General features: G+C 64.4%; 9 protein-coding genes and 3 pseudogenes. 5 read left to right on the top strand and 7 right to left on the bottom strand.

The window, feature by feature from the left end:
• Positions 1-22 precede the first annotated feature (22 nt).
• Positions 23-733: a 50S ribosomal protein L1 gene (gene rplA / locus G6N20_RS13845; RefSeq protein WP_083050842.1), complete on the top strand. Its 711-nt coding sequence runs from the start codon at positions 23-25 to the stop codon at positions 731-733.
• 69 nt (positions 734-802) lie between these two features.
• Here the strand turns inward: rplA and mmaA4 are convergent, their stop codons facing one another.
• Together mmaA4 and G6N20_RS13835 are read right to left on the bottom strand one after the other, a co-directional pair.
• Positions 803-1699 (bottom strand): hydroxymycolate synthase MmaA4, encoded by an 897-nt coding sequence (gene mmaA4 / locus G6N20_RS13840; RefSeq protein WP_083050840.1) that lies wholly within the window; start codon positions 1697-1699, stop codon positions 803-805.
• Between the two features lie 71 nt (positions 1700-1770).
• A pseudogene (locus tag G6N20_RS13835) lies at positions 1771-2214 on the bottom strand (class I SAM-dependent methyltransferase); the annotation flags it as partial.
• Positions 2215-2290: 76 nt separating this feature from the next.
• On the opposite strand from G6N20_RS13835, the pseudogene G6N20_RS13825 reads away from it, so the two are divergent.
• Positions 2291-3727, top strand: a pseudogene (locus G6N20_RS13825) (IS3 family transposase).
• On the opposite strand, the pseudogene G6N20_RS13820 reads toward G6N20_RS13825, so the two are convergent.
• From G6N20_RS13820 to G6N20_RS13800, 5 genes and pseudogenes are all read right to left on the bottom strand, one after another.
• Positions 3697-4203, bottom strand: a pseudogene (locus G6N20_RS13820) (class I SAM-dependent methyltransferase); the annotation flags it as partial. The pseudogenes G6N20_RS13825 and G6N20_RS13820 sit on opposite strands and share 31 nt — an antisense overlap.
• Before the next feature lie 77 nt (positions 4204-4280).
• Positions 4281-5144 (bottom strand): cyclopropane mycolic acid synthase MmaA2, encoded by an 864-nt coding sequence (gene mmaA2, locus G6N20_RS13815; protein WP_083052152.1) that lies wholly within the window; start codon positions 5142-5144, stop codon positions 4281-4283.
• Between the two features lie 8 nt (positions 5145-5152).
• Entirely contained in the window at positions 5153-6013 is an 861-nt protein-coding gene (gene mmaA1 / locus G6N20_RS13810; RefSeq protein ID WP_083052153.1) for a mycolic acid methyltransferase MmaA1, read from the bottom strand.
• 53 nt (positions 6014-6066) lie between these two features.
• Complete coding sequence (locus tag G6N20_RS13805; RefSeq protein WP_083052154.1) at positions 6067-6972, bottom strand: alpha/beta fold hydrolase; 906 nt, start codon at positions 6970-6972, stop codon at positions 6067-6069.
• A complete protein-coding gene (locus G6N20_RS13800) occupies positions 6972-8318 on the bottom strand; it encodes an ABC1 kinase family protein (protein ID WP_083052155.1) in 1347 nt (448 codons plus the stop codon). Before G6N20_RS13800 ends, G6N20_RS13805 begins: the two co-directional genes overlap by 1 nt.
• 515 nt (positions 8319-8833) lie before the next feature.
• On the opposite strand from G6N20_RS13800, the gene G6N20_RS13795 reads away from it, so the two are divergent.
• The 3 genes from G6N20_RS13795 to G6N20_RS13780 all read left to right on the top strand — a co-directional run bounded on the left by G6N20_RS13795 (position 8834) and on the right by G6N20_RS13780 (position 14955).
• A complete protein-coding gene (locus G6N20_RS13795; RefSeq protein ID WP_158084807.1) occupies positions 8834-11086 on the top strand; it encodes a protein kinase domain-containing protein in 2253 nt (750 codons plus the stop codon).
• 154 nt (positions 11087-11240) lie between these two features.
• Positions 11241-11528 (top strand): hypothetical protein, encoded by a 288-nt coding sequence (locus tag G6N20_RS13790; RefSeq protein WP_083052159.1) that lies wholly within the window; start codon positions 11241-11243, stop codon positions 11526-11528.
• Between the two features lie 382 nt (positions 11529-11910).
• Complete coding sequence (locus G6N20_RS13780; protein ID WP_083052162.1) at positions 11911-14955, top strand: protein kinase domain-containing protein; 3045 nt, start codon at positions 11911-11913, stop codon at positions 14953-14955.
• The last annotated feature ends 318 nt before the right edge of the window (positions 14956-15273 follow it).

The raw sequence follows: 15273 nt of genomic DNA, 5'->3' as shown, positions 1-15273 counted from the left end.
AACCCATAGATTGGATAGTCGAATGAGCAAGAACAGCAAGGCATATCGCGCGGCCGCCGGGAAGGTGGACCGCACCAACCTGTACACCCCGCTGCAGGCGGCCCGGCTGGCAAAGGAAACGTCGTCGACCAAGCAGGACGCGACCGTCGAGGTGGCGATCCGGCTTGGCGTCGACCCGCGCAAGGCCGACCAGATGGTCCGCGGCACGGTCAACCTGCCCCACGGCACCGGTAAGACCGCCCGGGTCGTGGTGTTCGCGGTCGGTGAAAAGGCGGACGCGGCCGTCGCCGCGGGAGCCGACGTGGTTGGCAGTGACGATCTGATCGAAAAGATCCAGGGCGGCTGGCTGGAGTTCGACGCCGCGATCGCCACCCCCGACCAGATGGCCAAGGTGGGCCGGATCGCGCGGGTGCTGGGTCCGCGAGGTCTGATGCCCAACCCCAAGACCGGCACGGTCACCCCGGACGTGGCCAAGGCCGTCGCCGACATCAAGGGCGGCAAGATCAACTTCCGGGTGGACAAGCAGGCCAACCTACACCTGATCATCGGCAAGGCGTCGTTCGACGCGAAGTCGCTGGCGGAGAACTACGGTGCCGCCCTGGACGAGGTGCTGCGGCTCAAGCCGTCGGCGTCGAAGGGCCGCTACCTGAAGAAGATCACCGTGTCGACGACGACGGGCCCGGGCATCCCGGTCGACCCGTCCATCACCCGCAACTTCACCGCCGAGGCCTGATCCGCCGAGCAGACGCAAAAGCCCCCGCACGCCCGGCGTGTCGGGGGCTTATGCGTCTGCTCGCCGGGCTTAGGCCGCGGCACCCGGTTTCAGGTAGGTCACCAGGCTGCAGTCGAGCATCTCGTCGGTGAAGTAGTGTTCGCAGCCGCGCAAATACTTGATGTAGCGGTTGTAGACCTCTTCGGAGGTGACTTCGATGGCCTTGTCCTTGTTGGACTCCAGCGTGTCACCCCAGATCCGCAGCGTCTTGATGTAGTGCGGACGCAGCGAAAGGGGTTCGGGGACAACGAAACCGGCCTTCTGGCCGTGTTCGACCATCATCTCGGTGGACGGCAGCCGACCGCCCGGGAAGATCTCGGTGACGATGAACTTGATGAAGCGCGCGGTCTCGAACGTCAGCTTTTTTCCGCGCGCGGCCATCTCGTAGGGGTGGTAGCTGACGCTGCTTTGAACGGTCATCCGGCCGTCCTCGGGCATCACATTAAAACACCGCTTGAAAAAGTCGTCGTAGTTCTCGTGCCCGAAGTGCTCGAAGGCTTCGATGGACACGATCCGGTCGACGGGCTCGGCGAAATCTTCCCAACCCTGCAACAACACCCGACGTGAGCGGTCGGTGTCGATCGAGCCCAGCACCTGCTCGCAGCGGGCGTGCTGGTTCCTGGACAGGGTCAGGCCTATGACGTTGACGTCGAACCGCTCGACCGCGCGCCTCATCGTGGTTCCCCAACCGCAGCCGATGTCCAGCAGCGTCATACCGGGCTTGAGGTCCAGCTTGTCCAGGTTGAGGTCGATCTTGGCGTACTGGGCCTCTTCGAGGGTGAGTTCGGGAGGCTCGAAGTAGGCGCAACTGTAGGTCCGGGTCGGATCCTGGAACAGGGCGAAGAAATCGTCGGACACGTCGTAGTGCGCCTGGATGTCTTCGGAACGCGTCCGCGTCTTCGTCGGGGTGGTCGGCTTGTCGGCCATCGTCGTCCTGGTCTCCTGGATTGGTGTGTGCCGCTCATACGCACGCGCGCACGTTTTGGCTTATCGGCAGCCTACTTCGCCAGCGTGAACTGGTTGCAGTCGATATAGCCCATCCGGAATGCCTTGGCGCAGCCGGTCAGGTACCTCATGTAGCGCTGGTAGACCTCCTCGGACTGAATCGTGACGGCCTCATCCTTGTGCGCTGCCAAGGCCTCGGCCCAGAGGTCAAGGGTCCGGGCGAAATGCGGTTGCAGCGATTGGACCCCGGTCAGCGTGAAACCCTCCTTGGTGGAGTGTTCGTCGACGGTCTCGATCATCGGTAGCCGCCCGCCCGGGAAGATCTCGGTCACGATGAACCTGATGAACTTGGCCATCTCCATGGTCAACGGGATGCCGCGCTCAATGACCTGCTTGACATGCAAGGCCGTGACCGCGTGCAACAGCATCACGCCGTCCGTGGGCAAGGCGTGGTAGGCGAACCTGAAGAAATCGTCGTAGCGTTCGAAACCCCTGTGTGCCAGGGTTAGGTGAGACAGCGGCAGTAGCCGATCATCGCTGCAGGGCGAGACAGGATCACTATTCCACGTGACTATGACGATCGCATCTTTGGACAGTCGCGCCGATACTGGCGTGGTGGAGGGCACGCGGGATCCGGGCGCCCGGGCACGGCGGCGCACGTTCACCGCCGAGTACAAGGCCCGCATTCTCGACGAGTACGACGCGTTACCGGCTGGCTCGGAGCGGCGCGGCGCGTTGCTGCGGCGAGAGGGCCTGTACAGCTCGCACATCGCCGAATGGCGCAAGGCCCGCGACGCCGGCGCCCGGAAAGGCCTGGCGCCCAGAGGGAAGAAACCGAAACGCACGGCCGAACAGATCGAGTTGGAGAAGCTGCGGCGGCGCAACGAGCTGCTCGAAGCCGAGCTGGAACGCACCAAGTTGGCCTTGGAGATCACGGGAAAAGCGCACGCGCTCTTGGAGATGCTCTCCGAGAGCGCGGACTCCGATCCGAAGTCCAAGCCGTGATCGACGAGCACCTGCCCAATCTGGCGGCGGCGACCAGCACGAAGCGGGCGTGTGCGCTGCTCGGCGCGTCGCGGGCCACCGTGTACCGCCGCCGCAATCCCAAGCCCCGTCCAGCTGCGCCGCCGCGACCGGAACCGGCGAACAAGTTATCCGAGGCCGAACGCCAACACGTGCTGTCGGTGCTGCGCTCGCCCGAGTACTGCGACCTGGCGCCGGCGCAGGTGTGGGCGCGGCTGCTCGACGACGGCATCTACTTGTGCTCGATCCGCACGATGTACCGGCTGCTGGCGATCGCCGGGGAGAACCGCGAGCGGCGCCGCCAACGCACCCACCCGGCGAAGAAGAAACCCGAGCTGATCGCCACCGCACCGAACCAAGTGTGGTCGTGGGACATCACCAAACTACAAGGGCCGCAACGTGGTATCTACTACCAGCTGTACGTGATCATCGACATCTACTCGCTATGTCGTCGGCTGGACCGTCACCGCCACCGAGACCGGCGAACTCGCCAAGGAGTTCATCGACGCCACACTGGCCACCCACGACATCGAACCCGACCAGCTGACCCTGCACGCCGACCGGGGCACCTCGATGACCTCCAAGCCGGTCGCCCAACTGCTGGTCGACCTGGGCGTGGACCGCAGCCACTCCCGCCCGCACGTGTCCAACGACAACCCCTACTCGGAGGCCAACTTCAAGACCCTCAAATACTGCCCCGCCTTCCCCGGCCGGTTCGGCTCCATCGAAGACGCCCGCGCCTTCTGTACCGTGTTCTTCGACTACTACAACCACGTGCATCGCCATTCCGGGATCGGCCTGCACACGGCCGCGTCAGTGCACTACGGCACCGCCACCGAGATCCAGGCCCAACGCGCCGCCACGCTGGACGCCGCCTACGCCGCCAACCCCGCCAGATTCCGGCACCAGCGGCCCACCCCACCGAAACTGCCTACCGTTGCCTGGATCAACCAACCAACCCCCGAAGCACTCATCAAATCCGCGTAAGAAACTGTCTCACCGGCCTTGACATGTTCCGAACCGAAGTGCTCCAAGGCTTCGATGACGACGATGCGGTCCACCGGCTCGCTGAACTCCGCCCAATCGCGCAGCAGCACCCGGTGGCAGCGGCTGGTATCGACGTCGTCGAGCACCCGCTGGCAGTAGGCGTGCTGGTTCTTGGACAGCGTCAGCCCGATGACGTTGACGTCGTAACGCTCGATCGCGCGCCTCATCGTTGAGCCCCAACCGCAACCGATGTCGAGCAGGGTCATCCCCGGCCGCAGCCCCAGTTTGTCCAGCGTCAGGTCGAGCTTGGCCAGCTGCGCCTGGTGCAAGGTCATGTCGTCGCGTTCGAAATACGCGCAGCTGTAGGTGCGAGTCGGATCCTGGAACAGCGCGAAGAACTCGTCGGACAGGTCGTAATGAGCCTGGACGTCGTCGACGTTAGACCGCACGTGCGTGGCGCCCCGCTGATATGTCAGACATGTGTTCTCCCGATGCCCGGGCACCTCCGCGAGGTAGCCATCCCCGGCACCCTACACGCCGGGCCGGCGATCGGTTACTTGGCCAGGGTGAATTGGTTGACGTCGATGTAGCCGACCCGGAACATCTTGGCGCAGCCGGTCAGGTACTTCAGGTAGCGCTGGTAGACCTCTTCGGATTGAATCCTGATGGCCTCCTCCTGGTGCGCCTGCAGCGCCGCGGCCCACAAGTCGAGCGTCTTGGCGTAGTGCGGCTGCAGCGACTGGCGGCGGGTCAGCGTGAAACCCGCCTTCGCGGACTGCTCCTGCACCATCTCGATCGACGGCAGCCGGCCACCCGGGAAGATCTCGGTGACGATGAACTTGATGAACCGGGCCATCTCGAAGGTCATCGGCAGCCCGCGCTCGGCGACCTGCGGTCCCGTCAAGCCGGTGATGGTGTGCAGCAACAGCACGCCGTCGGCCGGCAGGATCTTGTGGGCCAGCGCGAAGAAGTCGGCGTAGCGGTCGTGGCCGAAATGCTCGAACGCGCCGATCGACACGATCCGGTCGACCGGCTCGTCGAATTGTTCCCAGCCGTTGAGCAGCACCCTTGTGGTGCGTGGACTGTCCAGCTGGTCGAACAGCGTCTGGACGTGGGCGGCCTGGTTCTTCGACAACGTCAGGCCGATGACGTTGACGTCGTATTTTTCGATCGCGCGGCGCATGGTGGCGCCCCAGCCGCAGCCGACGTCGAGCAGCGTCATGCCCGGTTGCAGGCCCAGCTTGCCCAGCGCCAGGTCGATCTTGGCGATCTGGGCCTCTTCCAACGTCATGTCCTCGCGTTCGAAGTAGGCGCAACTGTAGGTCTGGCTCGGATCCAGGAACAGCCGGAAGAAGTCGTCGGACAAGTCGTAGTGCGCCTGCACGTCCGCGAAATGCGGCGTCAGCTCGTTGGCCATCTGCTGCCTCACTTCGTCAAGGTGAACTGGGCAACGTTGATGAGCCCGCGGCGGAACCGCTCGGCACATCCGGTCAGGTAGTGCATGAAGTTGTCGTAGACCTTTTCGGACTGCAGGGCGATGGCCCGCTCCCGTGCGGCCGCCAAATTGGCCGCCCACATGTCCAGGGTGCGTGCGTAATGCTGCTGCAGCACCTGGGTCCGCTCCAGGGAAAACCCGGCGGCGAGGGCGTTGTCGACGATGTCGGGTTCGGACGGCAGTTCGCCACCGGGGAAAATCGACTCCCGCAGGAACTTGAGGAAGCGAAGATCGCTCATTGTCAGCGGAATCCCCTGCTCGTGCAACCACCTGCGGTCATAGGTGAACAAGCTATGCAACAACATGCGGCCATCGTCGGGAAGGATCTCGTAGGAGCGTTCGAAGAACGCGGCATACCGCTCCTTCTTGAACGCATCGAAGGCCTCGAAGCTGACGATCCGGTCGACCTTCTCGTTAAACTCTTCCCAGCCCTGCAGCCGCGCTTCGGCTCGCCGCGTGGTCGGGATCGCGGCCAGACGCTCCTTGCTGCGTTGGTAGTGATTGCGGCTCAAGGTGATGCCGATGACGTTGACGTCGTATTTCTCTACGGCGCGAACCACCGCCCCGCCCCACCCGCACCCCACGTCGAGCAACGTCATCCCCGGTTGCAGGTTCAATTTGTCCAACGCCAGATCCATCTTGGCCAGTTGTGCCTCTTCGAGCGTCATGTCGTCACGCTCGAAGTAGGCGCAGGTGTAGACCCAGGTTGGGTCCAGGAACAAACCGAAGAACTCGTCCGAAATGTCGTATGCCGCTTGTGATTCTTCGTAGTACGGTGTCAGCTCGGCCATTGCGACAACCTCCCGCCGGTAGATGTGGGTTCCGTGCCCGCCCGGTCGCGTGCTCAGCCGGCCTCGGCAAAGTTTTTCGTCAGCTCGCCGATCACCCGATCCCACAGTTGCATGGGCAGATCATGGCCCATGCCGTCGATCAACACCAGCCGGGCGCCGTCGATCGCCCGCGCGACCGCGCGGCCGCCAAAGGGCCGCATCAGCTTGTCGGCGCGTCCGTGGATGACCACGGTCGGTGCGACGATGCGTCGGTCGTAGTGCAGCAGGCTGCCGCTGCCCAGGATCGCGCTGAACTGGCGGGCCATCCCCCACGGGTGGAAGTTGCGGTCGTAGCATTCGGCGGCGTCGGCGCGCACCTGCTCCTCGGGAATTGGGTAGCGGGGGCTGCCGATGATTCTGCTGACCCGGACCGCGTTGTCCAGGATGACGTCGCGCGGTGAATCCGGCGGCGGGCCCTTGATGAGTGCCAGCAATGCGCGCGGGGCGGGCGGCGGCAGGAACCGGTGGTTGTTGCTGGAGAAGATGACCGCCAGGGTTTTCGTCCGCTCGGCGAATCGGGCCGCGAAGATCTGGGCGATCATGCCGCCCATCGACGCCCCAACGACATGGGCCCGCGCGACATCCAGGTGATCGAGCAGGGCCGCGGCGTCGCCGGCCATGTCTTCCAGCGTGTACGGCGCCTGGCTGGGCAGGCCCAGCCAGGACCGGACCAACCGGGTGACCACCGGCTGTCGGAAGTCGTGCTGCTCGGTCTTGGTGGACAGACCGACGTCGCGGTTGTCGAAACGGATGACGCGCAGGCCCTGGCCGACAAGCCGCGCGCAGAAGTCGGTCCGCCACAGCAACATCTGGGCGCCCAGACCCATGATGAGCAGCACGGGCGGGTGGTCCGGGTCGCCCATGTCCTCGTAGTACAGCTTCACCTCACCGGAGGCGGCGATGCCGCTGCGAACCTCCACTAGACCTCCACGTCCGATTGGTGCTCGCGGCTGACCTCGACCATGAAGTTGGCGAAGTATCCGGTCAGCTGCGGGTCGGACATCATCTGCCACTTGGGCGCCAGCAGCTTCATGTACCGCTCGACGTACAGGAACTGCTTGCCGATCAGCACTAGCTCGCGGGGCAGCTTGACATCATAGGCGTCGGCCAGCGCCGACAGCTGCCGGCCGATGTCGACGTAGGACATTTCGCCCAGCGACTGCATGGTGAGCGGGGTGGCGAACCGCTCCAGATCCTTGGCCGCCTGTGCCTCCGGCTTCATGGTGCCGACGGCGCCCATCAACACGACGATCTTGCCCGCCGCGGCGTGGTCCTTCTTCACCAGCAACGCGTACACCAGCTCGCGCAGCAGCCAGCGGGTGCGCGGGTCGATGCGGCCCATGATCCCGAAGTCGAAGAACACGATGCGGCCGGCCTTGTCGACGTAGAGATTGCCCGCGTGCAGGTCGCCGTGGAACAGCCCATGCCGCAGACCACCCTCGAACACGGAAAACAGCAGCGCCTTGACCAGCTCGACACCGTCGAAACCGGCCTTGCGGATGGCGGCGGCGTCGTCGATGCGGATGCCGTGCACTCGTTCCATCGTCAACACCCGCTCGGTGGTGAAGTCCCAGTGCACCTGCGGGACCCGGATGTTGCGGCCCAGCGGGGACGTGTGCAGATGCGATACCCACGTCTCCATCGACCGCGCCTCCAGGCGGAAGTCCAGCTCCTCGGCCAGGTTGTCGGCGAAGTCAGCCACCACATCTTGCGCCGAGAGCCGCCGGCCCAGCTTGGCCAGCTCGACGGCCTGGGCGAAGCGCTGCAGGATCTGCAGGTCGGCGGCGACCCGGCGGCGGATTCCGGGGCGCTGGATCTTGACCACCACTTCTTCGCCGCTGTGCAGCGTCGCATAGTGCACCTGGGCGATGGACGCCGATGCGAACGGCTCTTCGTCGAAGCTGGCGAACAACTTGGCCGGCTCGTCGCCGAGCTCCTCGACGAAGAGCCGGTGCACCTCGTCGGTGTCGGCGGGGGGCACCCGGTCGAGCAGGCCACGGAATTCCCGCGACAGCGACTCGCCGAACGCCCCGGGGCTGGACGCGATGATCTGGCCGAACTTCACATACGTCGGTCCCAGGTCGGCGAAGGTCTGCGGGATTTCTTTGAGCACCTTCTGCTGCCACGAACCCTTGCCCGGCAGCTTGGTGACGACGCGTGCGAAGGTCCGCGTGATCTGCCAACCAGTGGCGGCCACCCGGGCCGCTTCCACCGGCAAGGGCACCCGGTCAAGCTTGACCACCTCGCGGTGTTTGGTGGAACTCATTCGAGCAGTGTGCCAAATTCGGCGAGTCAAGTCCCAATTGCTGTGAGCCCGCTCACGCGGGGCGGGTGACCGCTGACATCGGCCGCCACACCGGTTTGGGACGATCATGACCCATTCCATCGACCACGACGAGGCATGCGCGCCTGGGATGCCCACGGCGACAGCGGCCTCCGTTGCGGCGCCGCACCATCCGATCGGCCGAACCGTGCAGCACCGCCGTCGGCCCCGTGATCGCTCCCGTGGTACCCGAGCAGGCTGCCGGTGCCCAGCACGGTGTCGAATTGGCCCAGCACGCCTGGCGGGTAGCTGCTGCGGGCTGCGAGCTGTTGGACACGCTCCGCCCGCTCGGCCACGGCGGCAGGACGTTGGGCCTATTGAACACCATGTCCTGCAGCTACTTGTGGGGAGTACGCTGCGATTCGCGGCCCTCGAAGCTATCGTTTTTTACCCGAACGTTAGGACAGCGAAGTTAGGCGCCGATGGTGGATTGTGATCCGTCTGCGACGCGGTCTGAGGTGCGTAGCGGCGTTGCCGCCGAGCTGTATGCGGCGGGGTTCGATGATGCTGTGGAAATCGGTCGTGGTGGCTTCGGTGTCGTGTTTAGCTGCACCCAGGTGGAATTGGATCGGATGGTTGCGGTCAAGGTGCTCACCACCGAAGCCGATGACAACCGGCTGCGGTTCATGCGCGAACAGAAAGCGATGGGCCGACTGACCGGTCATCCGAACATCGTGGCGGTGCTGCAGGTCGGCGAAACCGACAGCGGCCATCTGTTTCTTGTGATGCCGTATTACCGACGTGGGTCTCTGCAGCAGCAGATCAGTCGGCTGGGGGTGTTGGCGCTGGAGGATGTGCTGAGCGTCGGGGTGAAGTTGGCCGGTGCGCTGGAGTCGGCGCACCAGCTAGGCATTGTGCATCGTGATGTCAAGCCGGCCAACATTTTAATCACCGACTACGGTGAGCCGGCGTTGAGTGATTTCGGAATAGCGCGAGTCACCTCGGCTTATACGACCGCCACCGGCGTGTACAGCGGAACGCCAGCCTACAGCGCACCAGAGGTGCTCGGCGGGGCCGCCCCCACCGCGGCTTCGGATGTCTACGGGCTGGGCGCCACCTTGTTCACCACGTTGACCGGGCATGCGGCATTTGAACGCCGTGCTGATGAGCAGGTGATGGCGCATTTCTTACGGATCATCTCTGAACCGGTGCCGGACCTTCGCGAACATGGCATCGCCGGGGAAGTCGCCGCCGTCATCGATCAGGCGATGGCGCACGACCCCAGCGCGCGGCCGTCGGCGCGGGAGTTGGGCGAGCGGCTGCAGCTGCTGCAGTCACAGCAGGGTCTGGTCGTGGACGAGATGGCGCTGCAGGCCGGTGATGGTGTCAAAGTGCCGGCACGGCGATCTGTGACCGGGGCAGCCTTGCCCCGATCGGTGGGCAACCTACCCACGGTGGTGAGCCAAGTCGTGGGGCGGGGCGCCGAACTGGCAGAACTACGTACACTGGTTGCCGCCTCGCGGCTGGTGACGCTGACCGGCCCGGGCGGGGTGGGCAAGACCGCACTGGCGATAAGCGCAGGGGCAGAGTTGGGGCGGTCCTTCCCCGACGGGGTGTGGCTGGCGCAGTTGGGCGAGCTCCGGGACGGTTCGCTGCTGGTCGAGGTGGTAGCGATGGCGCTGGGGGTGCACGATCGGGGCGGGCGGCCGCTGACCGCGGTCCTCGCCGATGCCATGAGTGAGCGTCATGCGCTGCTGGTACTCGACAACTGCGAACACGTCGTCAATGAGGTGGCCGAATTGGTCCACGCGCTGCTGCGGGACTGTCCGCGGTTGCACATCGTGGCGACCAGCCGCGAAGTGCTCAATGTCGCCGGTGAGGCGGTGCTGGTGGTGCCTCCGCTGGAGTGCCCGGACGCCGCCGAGGACCCCACCCTACCCACGCTGGCCGGGTATGCCGGAGTCGAGTTGTTCGTGCAGCGGGCCCGCGCGACCGTCGCCGGTTTTGCCCTGACCGAGCACAACGCCACGGCTGTGGCGCGGATCTGTTCCCGGCTGGACGGATTGCCGTTGGCCATCGAACTCGCCGCCGCACGGCTTCGCGCGATGTCGGCCGACCAGATCGCCGAGGCATTGTCGGATCGCTATACATTGCTCAGTCGCGGCCACCGCGGTGCCCCGGTTCGACAGCAAACTCTGGCTGGGTGCGTGGGTTGGAGCTATGAGCTGTGTTCTCGGGCGGAGCAGGAGCTGTGGGGGAGATTGTCGGTATTCGCCGCCAGCTTCGATCTACCCGCCGCCCACCATATCTGCGGTCCGGACGTGACCGCCGGGGAATACCTCGATCAGCTCAGCGCGCTGGTGGATAAGTCCATTCTCATGCGCACCGAACATCAGGAGACTGCGCGGTTTCGGCTGCTGGATACGCTGCGTGATTACGGCGCCGCGCGCATCGGACCCCCCGAAAAGGCCCAGCTGCAGCGCCGTCATGCCCACTGGTATCGACAGCTGGTGAGCGATGCCAGGGCCCAGTGGAACGGTCCACATCAAATCCAGTGGTTGCACCGGCTCATCCAGGAGCTACCCAACATACGGGAGGCACTGCAGTACAGCGTGGTTGACGATTGGGCCGCTGCCCTGGAAATGACCACCGCACTGTACCCGTTCTGGGATGCGCGCGGAATGCTCAGCGAGGGGCAGCGCTGGACAGATCTGGCGCTGAGCGCCGCCAGGGGGTCACCCCAGCGCGCTGCGCATCCAGGCCCTCGCTAACGCGGACTTCCGCGTAGCGGGTTCGGGGCAACTTTTCGACACCGGCGTAGGTGGCTGAACTGGGGTTCAGGTAATTTGCGCGAGCTCGCGCCCAAGTCTCGTTGGGTCGGTCTAGCTGCCATCACGCAGATTCTCAAATCGTTATCGTGTCGGGATGTTCACGTGGGTAACATCCAAGTCCACCGATTGCTCACGAGAATTGTTGCAATCCAGCGAGTTCCGCCATCCGTGCGCTCACCGACTACTTTCCGACCACTCCTACCGCACCGGCCGCTACCAGCGCCGCTTTCTGGCCGCACTCGACACCAGGATGATCGACGTCGGGCTGGTCACCGACGAACAGCGGCCTTCGATCTGGACTTTGCGGGTCGATGCCGTCGCTAAGGCCCCGAAAGCCCCTGGACAGGACGGGTTTCGCCGCATCGCCTTCGGCAAACCCTGACGACGCAGCCGATCAACCGAGGCATGTCGCTTGAGGCGACCGCTGACATGTTCCGTGCCGCCGTGGCCGAGACTGCCACGCCAAAACCCAAGGCACAACGCGACTTCACCGAGCGAGACTCGATCGCCATCCGCACCTGGGCGGATGAGGCGCCCGAGGTTCCGGGGGCGATCGAGGCCGACACCGTGGCGCACTGCGGCCCGAGTCTGATCGGCGAGTTCGCCCGCACCCTGACGATGACCGACGTGGTGACCGGCTTGACCGAGAACCACACAGGGGGTGATGCTTGCCGGGTCAAGCCAAACGGCGACAGTGGAGCTACCCTTATTGACGCAGTTGCGTTGCTGACGCACGCAGCGGCAACTGCGCCGAGGGTTTTGGGATGGTTGGCAACGCGGCCGCAACGCAGCGTGCGGTGGGTATCACCGCACGGTTGCGTGCGCGCGGGTTCGACGATGCCGAAGAGCTCGGCCGGGGCCGGTTCGGCGCAGTCTATCGCTGTACACAGGTTGCGCTCGATCGGCAGGTCACCGTCAAGGTCCTCACCACCAGGCTGGACGAAGGACGGGCGCGATTCATACGCGAGCAAAAGGCCATGGCCCGGCTCACCGGCCATCCGAATATCCTTCCCCTGTTAGAGATCGGTGAGACCGACGACGGGTTCCCGTATTTGGTGATGCCGTATTGTAGGAACGGATCTATACAGAGCCGGATCAGTCGACTCGGATCACTGCCCCTTGACGAGGTGCTACGGCTAGGGGTGAAGATAGCCGATGCACTGCAGACCGCTCACCGGTTAGGAATTCTGCACCGCGACGTCAAGCCCGCAAACATTTTGCTCACCGACTACGGGGAGCCGGCACTGGGTGATTTCGGGATCGCCCGCGTTGCGGTCGGGGTTGACACGGAGACGGGGGCGCATCTAGGGCCGCCGGCATTTAGCGCCCCGGAGTTGCTCGACGGTGACTTGCCCAGCGCTGCGTCGGATGTGTATGGGCTGGGCGCTAGCCTGTTCGCCGGATTGACCGGGCATGCGCCGTTTGAGCGGCACGAAGGTGGGCGGGTGATGTCGCAGCTCGTGCGTGTGGCCGATGAACCGCTTTCGAGCCTGTGCGCACTCGGACTGCCTGCTGATGTGGCTGCAGCGATTGATCACGCGATGGCCCAGAACCCCTCCGATCGCCCCACCGCGCTGGAATTCGGTGAGGCGCTTCAGCAGACGCAGGCCGGTCACGGCCTCGCCGTTGACAAGATGCCCGTGCACGACGGTGCAGAGCCGCTGCGCGGGTTGCCGCAGCGATGGTCCGGCGCTAGCCACGCTGGGGGCAAGGTCCCAGCGCTGCTGGCCGGCATCGTGGGCCGTGGTGCGGAGCTGGCCCAGCTGCGCGGCCTGCTGTCCGCGTCGCGCCTGGTCACCGTCACCGGCGTCGGAGGAGTCGGGAAAACCACCCTGGCCACCGCTGCCGCCCACCAGCTGGACACCCAGTTCGCCGATGGAGTCTGGTGGGTGGAGCTGGGCGATCTGCGCGATGGAGCGCTGGTGACCGACGTGATGGCTGCCCGGCTGGGACTGCGGGCTCATGCGGGCAGGGCAATGACCGATGTGATGGTCGACTTCCTACGTGACCGCCACACGCTGGTCGTGCTGGACAACTGTGAACACGTCATCGACGACGTGGCCAAACTGGTCGAAGCCCTCCTTCACCATTGCTCACAGCTGCATGTTGTGGCCACGAGCCGCGAAATGCTCAACATCGACGGCGAGGCGATGCTGGCGCTCGTCCCGCTGAAATGCCCCGCCCTCGACGACGACCGCCTGACCGTGCACACGTTGGCCGGCTACGACGCCGTGGCCTTGTTTATCGCACGCGCCCTGGGTGCCCTACCCAGCTTCACCCTTACCACCGACAACGCTATGGCCGTGGCAGGAATTTGTGCGAGGCTAGAGGGCCTGCCGTTAGCCCTGGAGTTAGCCGCTGCGCGGCTGCGTGTGCTGTCGGCTATGCAGATCGCCGACGGGCTGGCCGACAGGTTTGCTCTGCTGCAGCGCGGTCAGCGCGGTGCCCCCACCCGTCAGCAAACCCTGACCGGCTGCATGCACTGGAGCTACGAACTGTGCACCCCGGCCGAAAAACGCTTCTGGTCACAGCTATCTGTCTTCGCCGGAACATTCGACCTTGCCGCCGTTCAACACATATCGACTGATGGGCTCAACGCCGAAGACTTAAGCGCGGAACCGTGCATAGATATTGTGTCGGCGTTGGTGGAGAAGTCGATTCTCATCCGCATCGAACGTGATGACGGCTCGGTGCGGTTCCGGCTGCTCGACACCCTGCGCGACTACGGCCAAACCAAGCTCACCGCCCACGACTTTCACCAGCTGCACCGGCGCCACGCCCAGCACTATCAACACCTGGTTGCTCAGGCCAACACCGAATGGTTTGGTCCCCGGCAGATCGAGTGGCTGCATCGCCTGAAAGATGAGATTCCCAACCTTCGAGCCGTGCTGCAGTTCAGTATGACCGATGATCCGGCTGCGGCTTTGGAATTAGCGACCAACCTGCGCCGGCTGTGGACTACGTGCGGAATGCTCAGCGAGGCGCGACGCTGGCTGGATCTCGCGCTGACTGCCGTTCCAACCGACCCTACGGCGCGACGCATCAAGGCACTGGTCAGTGCCGCGGCGGTGGCAAATATGCAAGTTGACCTGACTGCCGCGCGGAATCTGATAGCCGAAGCGCGTACGCTCCTCGAGGTCGTCGATGATCCGCTTTTGCATGCCGAGGTCGACTGCGTCGAGGGCTGGTGCGCGACGCTCAGCGGCGATGTTCCGCGCGCACACAACTGCCTTCAGCGTGCTCTGAGCGCGAGCGATGACTATGAGTTGCAGGCAGTCTCGATGTTGTCGATGGGCTGGGTTCTGGGCCTTTCAGGTGAGCATGAGCAGGCGGCGAATTGGTTTGAAAAGGCGCTCGCGCTCGCCGAATCCAACGGCGAGGTCGTCTATCGATCACGCGCGTTAGCGTGTCTGTGCAGTAACGAGGGGCGCCTAAGCCAGACGCAATGGGAGCAGTGGGCGAAGCCACTGCTCCGAGAGGGCCTGCACATTGCTCGACTCATCAATGATCCATGGACGGGTGCGCAGTGCCTGGAACGACTGGCGTCGATCGCGCTGTCGAACCACGACCCTCGTGGAGCCGTCGTGCTAATGGCAGCCGCTAGCGCGGTGCGGCGTGCTACCGGGACTCCGGTGACTGCCTTTGCCCACCTTCAGGCCCTGCATGACGAGTGCGAACGTCGCGCCCGCGAGGCATTGGACTCGGCGGACTTCGCGGCGGCCTGGACAGAAGGCAACTCCCTTCGCTTTCATGAGGCAGTCGATGTCGCCTTGGACGAAGCGGGAACCGGGTTATCGACCCGCAGGTGACATTCATTGAAACGCGCTAGAGCGCACACAAGAACGCTCGGTCATCGCGACGTGGTGGCGATCCCAGATCAACCATGGTGTCCCCAGATCTAGCTTAGCTTAGCTTAGCTTAGCGTCGAAGCGCATCGCCACCGCTCACCTGCCGGCGATCCGGGCGGCCATGCCATCCCATAATCGCGATTTGGTCGTTATGTCGGACATCCTGGCAAAAATTTCGTTTGTGGATTCAGATTCTGGCCTCGACCTTCTGATTTCAGAAGTATTTCAACTTCTCCGAACGCCACCACATATTGCTGGCGGCAGCAAGAAAAACAAGGT

Source organism: Mycobacterium shinjukuense (genome assembly GCF_010730055.1).
GTDB lineage: Bacteria > Actinomycetota > Actinomycetes > Mycobacteriales > Mycobacteriaceae > Mycobacterium > Mycobacterium shinjukuense.
This window is presented reverse-complemented; position numbering and strand designations above follow the sequence as displayed.

What these genes read in the sequence shown, in the direction of transcription:
- rplA (WP_083050842.1), top strand. Translation starts at nt 23, where the DNA reads ATGAGCAAGAACAGCAAGGCATATCGCGCGGCCGCCGGGAAGGTGGAC.
- mmaA4 (WP_083050840.1), bottom strand. Translation starts at nt 1,699, where the DNA reads ATGGCCGACAAGCCGACCACCCCGACGAAGACGCGGACGCGTTCCGAA.
- mmaA2 (WP_083052152.1), bottom strand. Translation starts at nt 5,144, where the DNA reads ATGGCCAACGAGCTGACGCCGCATTTCGCGGACGTGCAGGCGCACTAC.
- mmaA1 (WP_083052153.1), bottom strand. Translation starts at nt 6,013, where the DNA reads ATGGCCGAGCTGACACCGTACTACGAAGAATCACAAGCGGCATACGAC.
- G6N20_RS13800 (WP_083052155.1), bottom strand. Translation starts at nt 8,318, where the DNA reads ATGAGTTCCACCAAACACCGCGAGGTGGTCAAGCTTGACCGGGTGCCC.
- G6N20_RS13790 (WP_083052159.1), top strand. Translation starts at nt 11,241, where the DNA reads ATGTTCACGTGGGTAACATCCAAGTCCACCGATTGCTCACGAGAATTG.
- G6N20_RS13780 (WP_083052162.1), top strand. Translation starts at nt 11,911, where the DNA reads ATGGTTGGCAACGCGGCCGCAACGCAGCGTGCGGTGGGTATCACCGCA.